General features: G+C 61.5%; 13 protein-coding genes. 9 read left to right on the top strand and 4 right to left on the bottom strand.

Going from position 1 to position 12,794, the window contains the following annotated elements; all coding sequences use genetic code 11:
• Positions 1-279: 279 nt before the first annotated feature.
• Positions 280-1,347 carry a UDP-glucose 4-epimerase GalE gene (gene galE, locus NKJ01_RS18070; protein ID WP_352729846.1) on the bottom strand — a complete coding sequence of 356 codons (1,068 nt, stop codon included), beginning with the start codon at positions 1,345-1,347 and terminating at the stop codon, positions 280-282.
• The gene (locus NKJ01_RS18075; protein WP_352729848.1) at positions 1,344-2,381 is read right to left on the bottom strand and encodes a UDP-glucuronic acid decarboxylase family protein; all 1,038 of its coding nucleotides are present in this window, start codon (positions 2,379-2,381) and stop codon (positions 1,344-1,346) included. Before NKJ01_RS18075 ends, galE begins: the two co-directional genes overlap by 4 nt.
• Positions 2,382-3,154: 773 nt before the next feature.
• Here NKJ01_RS18075 and NKJ01_RS18080 point away from each other — a divergent pair.
• The 3 genes from NKJ01_RS18080 to NKJ01_RS18090 all read left to right on the top strand — a co-directional run bounded on the left by NKJ01_RS18080 (position 3,155) and on the right by NKJ01_RS18090 (position 5,382).
• Positions 3,155-3,757 carry a hypothetical protein gene (locus tag NKJ01_RS18080; protein WP_352729850.1) on the top strand — a complete coding sequence of 201 codons (603 nt, stop codon included), beginning with the start codon at positions 3,155-3,157 and terminating at the stop codon, positions 3,755-3,757.
• Between the two features lie 62 nt (positions 3,758-3,819).
• Complete coding sequence (locus NKJ01_RS18085; RefSeq protein ID WP_352729852.1) at positions 3,820-4,674, top strand: 23S rRNA (adenine(2030)-N(6))-methyltransferase RlmJ; 855 nt, start codon at positions 3,820-3,822, stop codon at positions 4,672-4,674.
• A gap of 255 nt (positions 4,675-4,929) precedes the next feature.
• Entirely contained in the window at positions 4,930-5,382 is a 453-nt protein-coding gene (locus tag NKJ01_RS18090) for a hypothetical protein (protein WP_352599099.1), read from the top strand.
• A gap of 194 nt (positions 5,383-5,576) precedes the next feature.
• On the opposite strand, the gene NKJ01_RS18095 is transcribed toward NKJ01_RS18090, so the two are convergent.
• Positions 5,577-5,888, bottom strand: a complete 312-nt coding sequence (locus tag NKJ01_RS18095) for a transcriptional regulator (RefSeq protein ID WP_352729854.1) — start codon at positions 5,886-5,888, stop codon at positions 5,577-5,579.
• A gap of 561 nt (positions 5,889-6,449) precedes the next feature.
• On the opposite strand from NKJ01_RS18095, the gene NKJ01_RS18100 reads away from it, so the two are divergent.
• Both NKJ01_RS18100 and NKJ01_RS18105 read left to right on the top strand, forming a co-directional pair.
• The gene (locus NKJ01_RS18100; protein ID WP_352729856.1) at positions 6,450-6,914 is read left to right on the top strand and encodes a hypothetical protein; all 465 of its coding nucleotides are present in this window, start codon (positions 6,450-6,452) and stop codon (positions 6,912-6,914) included.
• A gap of 304 nt (positions 6,915-7,218) precedes the next feature.
• Positions 7,219-7,815 (top strand): glutathione S-transferase family protein, encoded by a 597-nt coding sequence (locus NKJ01_RS18105; RefSeq protein ID WP_352729858.1) that lies wholly within the window; start codon positions 7,219-7,221, stop codon positions 7,813-7,815.
• A 125-nt stretch (positions 7,816-7,940) separates the two neighbouring features.
• On the opposite strand, the gene NKJ01_RS18110 is transcribed toward NKJ01_RS18105, so the two are convergent.
• The gene (locus tag NKJ01_RS18110; RefSeq protein ID WP_023761565.1) at positions 7,941-8,600 is read right to left on the bottom strand and encodes an outer membrane protein; all 660 of its coding nucleotides are present in this window, start codon (positions 8,598-8,600) and stop codon (positions 7,941-7,943) included.
• A gap of 411 nt (positions 8,601-9,011) precedes the next feature.
• Between NKJ01_RS18110 and NKJ01_RS18115 the strand changes: the two genes are divergently transcribed.
• The 4 genes from NKJ01_RS18115 to moaD all read left to right on the top strand — a co-directional run bounded on the left by NKJ01_RS18115 (position 9,012) and on the right by moaD (position 12,793).
• Entirely contained in the window at positions 9,012-9,776 is a 765-nt protein-coding gene (locus tag NKJ01_RS18115) for an SDR family oxidoreductase (protein ID WP_352729860.1), read from the top strand.
• The gene (gene uvrC / locus NKJ01_RS18120; protein ID WP_352729861.1) at positions 9,773-11,836 is read left to right on the top strand and encodes an excinuclease ABC subunit UvrC; all 2,064 of its coding nucleotides are present in this window, start codon (positions 9,773-9,775) and stop codon (positions 11,834-11,836) included. The genes NKJ01_RS18115 and uvrC overlap by 4 nt, the downstream gene beginning before the upstream one ends.
• Before the next feature lie 101 nt (positions 11,837-11,937).
• Positions 11,938-12,534, top strand: a complete 597-nt coding sequence (gene pgsA, locus NKJ01_RS18125) for a CDP-diacylglycerol--glycerol-3-phosphate 3-phosphatidyltransferase (RefSeq protein ID WP_352599087.1) — start codon at positions 11,938-11,940, stop codon at positions 12,532-12,534.
• A gap of 1 nt (position 12,535) precedes the next feature.
• Positions 12,536-12,793, top strand: coding sequence for a molybdopterin converting factor subunit 1 (moaD, locus tag NKJ01_RS18130; protein WP_352599085.1), 258 nt, complete (start codon positions 12,536-12,538; stop codon positions 12,791-12,793).
• The last annotated feature ends 1 nt before the right edge of the window (position 12,794 follow it).

The raw sequence follows: 12,794 nt of genomic DNA on the forward strand, positions 1-12,794 counted from the left end.
AGGGCATGGACGCGACTGAGACCGATTCGATCCTCATCCAGCCTGTGGTCCACGCAGCGCGCGGCCAGGCTGTACAGCCGGTCCAAGCTGGATTCTTTGTGCGTTCGCTCAGAGTTGACCCTCCGATCCTGACGACAAGCACAATACGGACGACTGAAAGAACCTACGCTTTTGCATCGCCGCAGCGGCTCGAAGTCCGCACGCCGGCGCCGGTGAAGGTCTCGTTCACTCCGGGCGGTGGTGGCACGTTCCTGGGCGGTTCGCCTTATATCTGCAGCCCTAGCGGATTTGGCCAACGCGCGAGCTGCCGCCCCCGCTATCTCTGATCTGTCGAGCAGCGGCTGGCGCTGCCGCCTCCTTCATCGGTTTTGTGTCCAACCCAAAAAATGGGGCAGCCGTTCTGATGATCGTGTCGATGTCGGAGAGCTCCGGCACAAAGCCGAGACGTTCGCGTGCGCTTCCAGGATCGGCGTAAAGCTCCGCCGGATCTCCCGGCCGCCGATTCCTGAAGACGGCCGGAACAGATCTTGACGTCATCCGACCGACCGCCTGGACAATCTCCTTGATGGATATGCCCCGCCCTGTGCCGAGGTTGACGGCCAGGCTTTGTCCGCCACCCTCGAGATGCATGAGCGCTTTCAGATGGGCACGGGCCAGATCGCTGACGTGGATATAGTCGCGTACGCAGGTGCCGTCCGACGTGTCGTAGTCAGTGCCGAAAACCTCGATCTCGTCGATGAGTCCTGATGCAGCCATTAGCACCCTGGGAACCAGATGCGTTTCCGGCGAATGCCACTCACCGAGTTCGCCATCGGGATCGGCGCCACAAGCGTTGAAATAGCGCAGGATCGCGAATTTCATTCCGTATGCGGACGCATAGTCGCCGATGATCTGTTCTCCCATCAGCTTGGTGCGCCCGTATGGGTTGATCGGGTTTTGCGCGGACGTCTCGCGAACGGGCAACGCTTCCGGCACGCCGTAGGTCGCGCAGCTGCTGGAGAAGATGATGTTCTCGATTGAGTTCGCACGCGCCGCATCGAGCACCGCGACGGTGCCTGTCACATTGGTCGAATAGTATTCGGCCGGCTGGTGAACGGATTCTCCGACATAGGCCAGCGCCGCAAAGTGGATGACCGCCGTCGGCCGATACGCATTCATCGCCGCCTGCAGCGCGGTCTGGCTGCGGATGTCGCCGACGACAAGCGGACCCCAGGCAACGGATTTCTCGTTGCCGCGGCTTAGATTGTCGAAAACTACCGGCAAATAGCCGGCGGAAGCCAGCAGCTTGCAGGTGTGGCTGCCGATGAACCCGGCTCCGCCAGTCACCAGAATTGCCGGCCGGGTCATGAAGCCGTAGCTCCTTTGGTCAGCTGGCCTCCGTAAAGCAGGGTGTCAAAATACTCGACGGTACGCGCGAGCCCCTGGCGCAGCCCGATTTTCGGCTCCCAGCCGAGATTGGCCCTGGCAAAGGAAATATCCGGCTTGCGCTGCCTGGGATCGTCGATCGGTAGCGGCCGATGCACGATCTTCGATCGGGAGTTGGTGTAATCGATGACCAGTGTCGCCAGTTCCATGATCGTGAATTCGCTGGGGTTGCCGAGGTTGACTGGATGCGCGGGTGCATTCGGCGCATTCATCAGCCGGACAAAGCCCTCGATCAGATCGTCGGCATAGCAGAACGAACGCGTCTGCAGGCCATGGCCATAGACGGTCAGGTCTTTGCCCTGCAGCGCCTGGACGATGAAGTTCGAAACCACGCGCCCGTCATCGGGCTGCATGCGGCGGCCATAGGTGTTGAAAATGCGGGCGACGCGGATATTGAGGCCATACGTTCTCGAATAGTCGAAGAACAAGGTTTCGGCCGAGCGCTTGCCTTCGTCGTAACAGGACCGCGGTCCGTGCGTATTGACGTTGCCGAAGTAGCTCTCGGGCTGTGGATGCACAAAAGGGTCGCCATAGATTTCGGAGGTCGAGGCCTGGAATATCTTGGCATTGTTCTGGAGCGCGAGCTCCAGGAGGTTCAGCGAACCGAGCACGCTTGTCTTGAAGGTATGGATCGGGTCGGCCTGGTAGTGCGGCGGAGAGGCTGGGCAAGCGAGATTGTAGATCTCATCGAACCGAAGACCCGAAGGCAGTGCATTGACGATATCGTGCTCGATGCACATGAATCTCGGATTACGCAGAAGGGCATTGAGATTGTTTTTTTTGCCGGTATGGAAATTGTCCAGAGCGACAACGTCGTATCCGTCCCGCAGAAGGCGTTCGCACAGATGCGATCCTAAAAATCCAGCACCTCCGGCGACCAGGGCGCGGCTTCGGTTTTGGTTGGCGCCCCTTTGGCAGTCGGATTCCAGTTTAAGGACCTTGATAAGCTTACTCATGGTTTCCTCTTACCCACAGCACACGCTATTGCCTGGCCGGACAAAGCATTGCCCGGCCACGTCCATGAGAACGTGGCAAACCCTCCGCATCTGCGGAGTCGCCATCGCTGATGTGCGTTAACTGTTCTTTGGGGTTCGCGAAGCTGGTTTCGCTACACGATCTATGTGTTGCCGCTCAGCGTTCTCTGTGCCCCGAAATCGCGATCACACGTCTGGTGCCATCATCGTCGATTGCTCGCCCAAATTGCACATCCCAACATATCAAAAATATACCTGTGGAAATCATAGTCAACTAAATTAGCAATTCCTTAATCATATCTGTTTGCGAATGGTTCATATGGCCGGGTGCCGGCTTCTCGAGCCCGAGTCATAGGCGCCCAAGGCCGATCCTCATTATGAATCAGTGTATTGGCTCGCTCGTGGAAAAAATGCGGTCGGACGCGGCATCTCGTTTCAAGGCAGAATGAGAGCTTGGCAGCGAGGAATTCCAACAAAGAACAGGTGAAGCAATTTGAGGCGGGCGCCCGGGCCAGTGGTCGCCATCTTGCCAGAAAGCGTACACGCGCATTCATTTCGTTGAGGGAATGCCGGTCATTATTGCCATTGCGTTTGAGCGCATAGGTAGAAGCTTGCCTGCCTTGCTGTGCCGCCGCCGATCTGGTTGCTGCCCCGAGTGATCCCGCTCCAGCGGCCCGAAAGCTGCAACACCTGGCCATCGCCTTTTGGCCGTCGGGGCGCTATTGGCAAGGTCACGATAGCCTGTGGTGATGTGAATGCGCTTTGTGTTTGTCCTGATCCTGCTCGCCGGCACCGGCATCGGTGTCATCTATCCCTGGGCAACGAGCAATTTCTCCGGCCATGAGATCGGCACTTGGCGGGTCTATGAGCAGGGCCGCTTCAAGCCCCTGACGGTGCCGCTCGGCAGTCGCGACGCGCCAGTGCGGGTGCTGGTCGACCTGACCGCAAGAGCCGAGCGCATCGTCTCGCAGCAGCGCACCGTGCTGACGCTGACAGCAGCCAGCAGTGGCCGCACGGTGCTCGCCTCGACCCTCCAGTTCAACCATTCCGACAATCCGCGCCAGGCCAGCCCCCAGTTGCCGGACAAGATCTTTCGCGACGAGGCTGGCGTGATCGAGAACGTCAACCCAGGTCCTTATGTCTTCACCGTCGGACAGGGTGATGCCGACGACATACCGATGCGAGCGGTCGATCTGATCCTGCGCTCCGGTGTCGGCGAGATCGACAGCCGTGCTCGGCCAGTCGGCTTCTCGCTGATGGCGGTCGGCTTGATCGGGTTTTTGCTGACTTTGCGTTCTCATGGCGGCCGGCCGGAAAGTCCGAACTCGCAGCCACCGCCTCGCTGGGGCAGGGGCTGATGCATGTCGCCCACAAGTGTGCAGCGGTTTTGGGACAACGACATGCATAACGGCACCGAACCATGAACTACCGCCACGCCTATCACGCCGGAAATTTCGCCGACGTCGTCAAGCATGTCGTGCTGACGCGGTTGCTCGAGTATCTGAAGCAGAAGGACAAGGCGTTTCGGGTCATCGACACCCATGCCGGCATCGGCCGCTACGACCTGTCCTCGGTCGAAGCGCAGAAGACCGGTGAGTGGCAAGGCGGCATCGGCAGGCTGATCGATGCCCAGCTTGCCGCGCCGGTAGCAGCACTGCTTGCGTCTTATCTGGAGACGGTGCGGTCGCTCAACCCGGAGGGCGGCATCCAGAAATATCCGGGCTCGCCGCTGATCGCGCGTCATCTCATGCGCAAGCAGGACCGGCTAACGGCGATCGAGCTGCACCCCAAGGATGTGGCGAAGCTGAGGACGCTTTTTGCCGGCGATGTCCAGGCCCGGATAATCGAACTCGATGGCTGGCTGGCGCTCGGCGCGCATCTGCCGCCGAAGGAAAAGCGCGGCCTGGTTCTCATCGATCCGCCCTTCGAGGAAACGGGTGAGTTCGAGCGCCTCGTCGACGGGCTCGTAAGGGCGCACAAGCGGTGGCCCGGCGGCATCTATGCGCTGTGGTATCCGATCAAGGACCGCAAGGCGATAATTGCCTTCAGGAAGGCGCTGAAGCAATCCGGCATCCCGAAGCTGCTCGACATAGAATTTGAGATCAGGCCGGCCTCTTCGGAGCCCAGCTTAGACGGCAGCGGCCTGCTGGTGGTCAACCCGCCTTTCACGCTGGAGGGCGAACTGCGGATGCTGCTGCCGGCTTTGCACCGGCTGCTTGCGGTTGGGAGGCCGGCGCACTGGTCGCTGGAATGGCTGGCAGGCGAGCAGGCTTGACGGCGAAGGGCTTCGGATATCGCCGTTCGGCGCCAGGCGCGAAAATGCCCGCGTTCCGGAAGGCCAGGATGGCGGAACTCTTTTACGACCCAGGGCTCTCTCGGGCCGGCTATCAACGGGCCGCGGTGATTCCGATCCACGCAAGTCCGGCTCTGGCCAATGCTGTTTCAACCTGGGAAACCATTGTTTGCACAACCGCTTGACCGTTGCCAAGCGAATCCGCACAGTGCGCGCAATCGACCTTGAGAGGCTGTCATGACTCGCTTCGCCAAATCCGCACTCGCCGCCCTGATTTCGCTCTGCACTCCGCTTGCCGCGCCTCTGGGCGTCACCCAGGCCGTGCAGGCGGCCGATCTCACGGTCTATTCCGATGAGGACAGCGGCGTCTGTGGCGAAGCCTGGGTTCTGAACAAGATCACCAGCCGCTTCTCCTACCAGGTGCATCACGTGCCGCATCTGCCGGTCGTTCAGATCACTGATTTCCAGCGCATCCACCAGCACCGCTATCTGCCAGCCAACGACACCTGGCCGATCGGCCGCCGCTACTGCGGCGCCACCGTCAGTCTCTCCGATGGCCGTGACCGCACGATCTGGTACTTGATCGAGGAAGGCCAGGGCTTCGCCTCGATCGGCGATAACGTCGAATTCTGCGTCTCGGGCTTCGACCGCTGGATGGTCTACAACGGCCGCTGCCGCGTCCTGCGCTAAGACCGCTTTCCCGTTTCGATCCTTTTTCGCGCCTGCGGCTTGATGGCTGCGGGCAAGCGCGCCCACGCACCGGCGTCGACGGGTTCATCGCCGAGGCCGATGTGGCCAAGATGGCGAGGTATCGCCAGTTACCCAGCGAGGACCTGTTGCGCATGCCGAAGATCGTGCGCCGGGTGAACCGCGCGATCGCCGCGCTATTTCCTGCGCGGCGCCGCCTGGGCATGATCGAGGATTTTGCGTAGGAAAGCGGCGTGGCCGCGGAACGCGCGCCGTCCGCTCGTCGTCGCCCTGACGCGCGTCTGCGGCCGGCGTCCGACGAACAGCTTTTCGATATCGACATAGCCGGCCCTGGCCAGCGTATCGAGATGCGCGCCGAGATTGCCGTCGGTGACGTCCAGGATGGCCTTCAATTGGCTGAAGTCCAGCGTTTCCCGCCTTTCCAGCATGTTCAGGGTGGCCATGATCCTGAGCCGCGTGCTCTGGTGGATGATTTCGTCGGCACTCATCGGTCAGCTCCAATGCGGCGACGCCGGAGACCACCGACGACGCGGCCACCAGGAGGCGCCGTCGCGCCAATCTCGAACAGCGACACCGCCCCTTGCGCCTGTGTGATCAACATTGAAGCACTCGCGTAGCTCGCGCAGAATACTCCGTGACGTAGAGTTGTCTGTCAACTGACCTAAGAGCGAACGCCGGTATCATGCTTGACAAGGTGACGCGTCGATCGGCCATCATGTTCCGTGTAGATCGCCAGCTTGCACGAGATGATCGCGCCGTTGAAGCTGCAGGTCATCGTAACCGTGGCCGGAGATCGGCGCGCAAAGCTGGAGGCTGATCTTCACAGCTCCACGGTTGCAGCGTGTGGAGAGTGTCAGCCGTACACTTTGGGCAATGGTTGAAGATCAGCAGCGGATTTCTACGATGATCAGCACGATCATGTGCCAACCGTAACCAAAATTTAAGCTGCGAAAATCAGTCTATTGCTTCGCTGGCTAGCAAGCCGCGAGTCAGATATGCATGAGCGCGCCGGGTCATTACGGCCGTCGGCACAACGGAAGGGGCATCGCATGGCTAAGCAGTCATCCAAAGCGCCGGCGTCCAAGGCACCGGCAAAGAAAGCACCCGTAAAAGCAGCGACGGCGAAGGTCGCAACTGCAGTCAAGAAAGCAGCACCTGCTGCCAAGCCGAAGGCGGTCGCGCCCAAGGCAAAAGCAGCGCCGGCCAAGAAGCCGGCGGCAAAGGCAGCGGCAAAACCTGCAGTGAAGAAGGCAGCTCCTGCCAAGGCAGCGGCTAAGCCGGCTGCGAAGGCGGCGCCGGCCAAGAAGCCGGTTGCAAAGGCTGCGGCAAAACCCGCTGTAAAGAAGGCAGCGCCTGCCAAGAAGCCGGCCGCGAAGGCTGCACCTGCCAAGAAACCGGCAGCCAAGGCTGCGCCGGCAAAGAAGGCGGCGGCAGCGAAATCTTCAGCGCCGGTGAAGAAAGCGGCACCCGCGGCCAAGCCGAAGGCAGCACCCGCGAAGTCCGGCAAGAAGTAATCGCGTCTCCCTCGCCGGGGGCAGTATCGAGACAGTCAAGGGTGGGTGCCGACAGGCGCCCCGCTTGTTGCTTCGGCACTCGGAAGGCGAGAACAGAGGCGGACGGAGGATATCTTTTCGCAGCTCCCAGGACTTCGCCGTAGGGCGGAGTCCGGTGGAGCTTTTTCTGTGTCAACGATGCGGGTCAAAGGTTGCCGTGAGGCTTTTCGGTCTTGCCGCCGGCCGTCGGGTTTTCCGCTTCTGGCCATTGCTCGATCGCGCCTGATCGGTCAACACTGCCCGCCGCAAAACAGGAAACCGATCCATGCCGAAGCTGCTCTACGCGTCGTCTTCTCCCTACAGTTCCAAGGTGCGAATGGCAGCAGCCTATGCCGGCATCGCCGTCGATCTGGTGCCGATCAAGACCGAGGAGAAGCCAGCCGACTTGATGATCGCCAACCCGCTCGGCAAGATTCCGGTTCTGGTGCTCGATGACGGCCGCTCCATCCATGACAGCCGCGCCATCATCCAGCACCTCAACCGTTTGTCGAAGAGCGCGCTTTTTCCGCGCAATCCCGACAAGCGGCTCGAGGCGGAAGTGCTGGAGGCATTGGCGGACGGCATTTGCGACTGTGCGCTGTCGATGGTCTATGAGCGGCGCACGCGGCCTGACGAGATGGTCTACCAGCCCTGGCTCGACCGCCAATGGGGAAAGATCACGGCAGCACTCGATTTGCTCAACGCCAACCCGCCGAAGCTGCCGAAGAAAATCACTGCCGGCCAAATGGCGCTGCGCGCCTGTCTTGGCTATCTCTCTTTGCGCTTCGCCGGAAAATGGGAAAGGGGCCGCGCCCGGCTGACGCGGTGGGTAGCGCGCTTCGACGAGAAATTTCCAGAACTGAAGCCCTGCATTCCGGGGTGATCGCTGATCACCCCGGGGTGATTCGCTTGATCACCCCGGGTGATCGCCTCGGCCTCCCGCGTGACCATCCGAACAAAAAAAGCCAGGCGCGAGGCCCGGCTTTTTCGTGTCGTGGCTTGAACGACTTAGAACTTCATACCAACGCCGAAGGTGACGCGGTTGTCGGTGGCCTTGACATTGCCAATGCCGCCGCCGAAGTCCTTGCTGCCGAAGTCGGTGTAACGATATTCGACGCGGCCGAACACATTGTCGGTCAGCTTGATGTCTGTACCGAGGCCGGCGGTCCAGCCGAGCATGGTTGCGGTGTCGCTGGTGCCAAGCACGGTGTCCTCCACCTTCAGGCTTCTGCCGGCGAGGCCGCCGGTGCCATAGAGCAGGATTTCCGGGGTCACAGCGTAGCCGAGACGGGCACGCAGCGAGCCTTCGAAGCCGGCCTTGGAGTCGATGCCGTTATCGTCACCCTTCACGCCGTTGTAGCCGAGTTCGGCTTCAGCACCGTAAACGAAGTTCTCCTGCTGCCACTGGTAGCCGCCGAAGACGCTGCCGACGAAACCCTTGGTATCGGTCTCAACGCCGAAATCCTTTTCCTTCGTACGGCCGCTGAAGCCATAGCCGACGTTGAGACCGGCATAGGGGCCGGCCCACGAAGCGACCGGAAGTTCGGCGACCGGCGCGGGTGCCGGCGGCTCTTCCTGGACGACGTCCGCGGCATAGGCAGTTCCGCTGAGGGCGAAGAGCCCGAGCGCCACGGCCAGCGGCCGTGCGAATTTGAAATTGGCTTGCATTGTTCTTTACTCCTTAAGCCACAGGACACAGGCTTGTTTCTCACGATCGCCATCTACCCGTCCGGGGGGTGAAACGGATCTGGCGTTCGCCGGTTCCAAATGTCGTGTCAAAATGCGGCTGAACCGAACCTGAACTTGGGTCATTCCCCGGCACGAATGAGGCAGAAACTTGACGTTGCATCTTCGCAACAGCGAAATGGCAGGAGCCGTCCCGTGCTGCGCTGCACACCGCTTGGTGCAAGGAGTCCAGCGCCCTATATTCCGGTCGGGCGGCTCCGAGTCCAAGCGAGTCGAGACGCCGAAAAGGCCGTTTCGCCACAATGCTGCCCAAGGTGCGAACGCCATTTAACGCGTGCCGGGCCATATTTCGCCAGCACCGTTTTTCGGGCCGAAATTGAGGATTGACACCATATGAGCAAAGCCACGGCCACGGCGCTGGTGACGGGTGGGGCCAAACGGATTGGTAAGGCAATTGTCGAGGATCTCGCCGCCCACGGGTTTGCCGTCGCCATCCATTGTAACCGCTCGCGTACCGAAGCCGATGCGTTGGCTGCCGGAATCAATGCCGGGGGCGGCCGCGCCGCCGTGATCGCCGCCGACCTGACCGATATGGACGCCGTCGGCGACCTCGTCGGCCAGTCGCAAGCAGCGCTCGGGCCGATCTCGCTGCTGGTCAACAATGCGTCGCTGTTCGTCGACGATTCGGTTCTGGATTTCGACTGGCGGGCCTGGGATCGGCACTTTGCAGTGCATGTGAAGGCACCCGCGCTGCTGGCGCAGAACTTCGCCCGGGCGTTGCCTGAGGGGCAGGAGGGGCTGATCGTCAACATCATCGACCAGCGCGTCTGGCGGCCGACGCCGCGCTATTTCTCCTATGCCCTGTCCAAGTCGACGCTGTGGATGGCAACGCAGATGATGGCGCAGGCGCTCGGTCCCCGCATCCGTGTCAACGCCATCGGTCCAGGGCCGACCTTGAAGAACACACGCCAGGACGACGGCGATTTTGCCGCGCAAGTCGATGGCTTGATCCTCAAGCGCGGCCCGGAATTGCCGGAATTCGGCGCCACAATCCGTTATCTCTGGGCCGCGCGGTCGGTCACCGGCCAGATGATCGCGCTCGATGGCGGCCAGCATCTTGCATGGCAGACGCCCGATGTGACAGGCATGATGGAATGAGTCCTTTGGATCACAAGAACAAGCCGCGCGGCGGCGCCGATGATCTGCCCCCCGATATCGACCTCGAGGACGAGGCGGTCGAGGAGATCGTCGAACCTGCGGGTCCCGATGTTGCCTTCACCGCCATCGACTGGACGCCGCATGCAGGCGACGCCGAAGGCATGGTCGGCGCCGAGGTGATCCAGACGCTGGTCAAGCGGCTGCCCAACGCGCCCGGCGTCTACCGCATGATGAACGCCGCCGGCGACGTGCTCTATGTCGGCAAGGCGCGCAGCCTGAAGAAGCGTGTCACCAGCTACGCGCAAGGCCGCTTCCACACCACCCGCATCGGCCGCATGGTGCGCGAGACATCGACGATGGAGTTCGTCGTCACCCGCACCGAGATCGAAGCGCTGCTGCTCGAAGCCAATCTTATCAAGCGCTTGCGGCCGCGATTCAACGTGTTGATGCGCGACGACAAGTCGTTTCCTTATATCCTGTTGACCGGTGACCATATCTCGCCCGGCATCTACAAACATCGCGGCGCACGTTCGCGCAAAGGCGACTATTTCGGCCCCTTCGCCTCCGCCGGCGCCGTCGGTCGCACGATCAACTCTCTGCAGCGCGCCTTTTTGCTGCGCAGCTGCACCAACTCTTTCTATGAGAACCGCACGCGGCCGTGCCTGCTTTATCAGATCAAGCGCTGCGCCGGCCCCTGCACCGGAGAGATCTCGCACCAGGACTATGCGAAGCTTGTCGCCGAAGCGAAGGACTTCCTGTCCGGCCGCAGCCAGAAGGTGAAGACGGAAATCTCGGCCGCCATGCAGCAAGCGTCCGAAGCTCTCGATTTCGAGCGCGCCGCGATCTATCGGGATCGACTGGCCGCCCTGTCGCATGTGCAGAGCCACCAGGGCATCAATCCGGCGACCGTCGACGAGGCCGATGTCTTCGCCATCCATCAGGAAGGCGGCCAGGTCTGCATCCAGGTGTTCTTCTTCCGCACCGGCCAGAATTGGGGCAACCGCGCCTATTTCCCCAAGGCCGATCCGGCGCTGGAGGGATCGGAGGTGCTGGGTTCTTTCCTGGCGCAGTTTTATGACGACAAGCCGACGCCGCGGAACATTCTTCTGTCGCATCATGTCCAGGACCAGGAATTGCTGGCCGAGGCGCTCTCCACCCGCGCCGGCCGCAAGGTCGCGATCTCTGTGCCGCAGCGCGGCGAGAAGAAGGACCTGACCGACAACGCGCTGCAGAATGCCCGCGAGGCACTTGGCAGGCGGCTGGCCGAAACCTCCACACAGGGACGCCTGCTTGCCGGTTTCGCCGAAACCTTCGGCCTGGCCAAGCCGCCGGTGCGCATCGAAGTCTACGACAATTCGCACATCATGGGCACCAATGCGGTCGGTGCCATGGTGGTCGCCGGGCCGGAAGGTTTTGTGAAGAACCAATACAGAAAATTCAACATCCGCTCGACCGAGATCACTCCTGGCGACGATTTCGGCATGATGCGCGAGGTGATGGAGCGGCGGTTTTCGCGGCTGCTCAAGGAACATGGCGATGTTGCCGTTGCCGGCGATGCGGGCGGGGCGGGCGACGATATCGAGGATGATATCTCCGGCAGCTTCCCGGCCTGGCCAGATGTCATCCTGATCGACGGCGGCCAGGGCCAGATGACGGCGGTGCGCAAGATCCTTTCGGATCTCGGCATCGAAGATCGCGTGGTGGCGATCGGTATCGCCAAGGGCCAGGATCGCGACGCCGGCCGCGAGCGCTTCTTCGTCAGGGGCAGGGACTCATTTTCGCTGCCGGTCCGCGACCCCGTCCTTTATTTTGTCCAGCGCTTGCGCGATGAGGTCCACCGTTTCGCCATCGGTTCGCACCGTGCGCGCCGCAAGAAGGAGATGGTCAAGAGCCCGCTCGACGAGATCAGCGGCATCGGCCCCGGCCGCAAGCGCGCCCTGCTGCTGGCGTTCGGCACCGCCAAGGCGGTCAGCCGCGCCGCGATCGAGGATCTGCGCAAAGTCGACGGCATTTCCGAGCGGGTGGCGAAACTGGTCTACAATCATTTCCACGAGAGCTGACGGTCAGGGTCCCATTTTTGTCTGGCCAATCGATTGTCGCCTGTTGACCCCCTACATTGGCATCTGATTTGAGTAGGCAGGCAGAAAGAGTTTTCCCAGATATGGCCCAGCGCGCATTCAACCTGCCCAATATGCTTACCTACGCCCGCATTGTCGCGGTGCCGCTGGTGGTGCTGTGCTTTTTTCTTGAAGGACATCTGAAATCGAGCGAGTTCGCCCGCTGGTCGGCGCTGGCAATCTTCCTGCTCGCCTCGATCACCGATTATTTGGATGGCTACCTGGCGCGCGCCTGGCAGCAGACCTCCAATATCGGCAAGATGCTTGATCCGATCGCGGACAAACTGTTGGTCGCCACCTGCCTGCTGCTGCTGGCCGCCGACACCGATCGCCATGCGGGCATTGCCGGTTGGTCGCTGTGGGCGGCGATCATCATCCTGTGCCGCGAAATCCTCGTCTCCGGCCTGCGCGAGTATCTGGCGGCGCTCAAGGTCTCGGTGCCGGTGACGCAGCTGGCAAAATGGAAGACCGCCATCCAGATGGTCGCTATCGCCTTCCTGCTGGCCGGGCCGGCCGGCGACAAGATCTTCCCGCTGACCACCCAGACCGGGCTGGTGCTGCTGTGGATCGCGGCCTTGGTCACGCTCTACACTGGCTACGATTATTTCCGCGCCGGCCTCAAACACATCATGGACGAGTGAGATGACGACCCGGCTCATTTATTTTGCCTGGGTGCGCGAACGCATCGGCGTGCCCGAGGAAGACGTCGACTTGCCTGCTGACATCGAGACGGTCGCAGACCTCCTGCGCTGGCTGAAATCGCGCGGCGAAAGCTACGAGCACGCGCTGCAATATCCCGACGTGATCCGCGTCGCCATCAACCAGGAACATGTCGAGCACCGCGAGAAGATATCAGGCGCGCGCGAGATTGCGCTGTTCCCGCCGATGACCGGGGGCTGAG

Source organism: Mesorhizobium sp. M0276, from assembly GCF_040321755.1.
Lineage (GTDB): Bacteria > Pseudomonadota > Alphaproteobacteria > Rhizobiales > Rhizobiaceae > Mesorhizobium.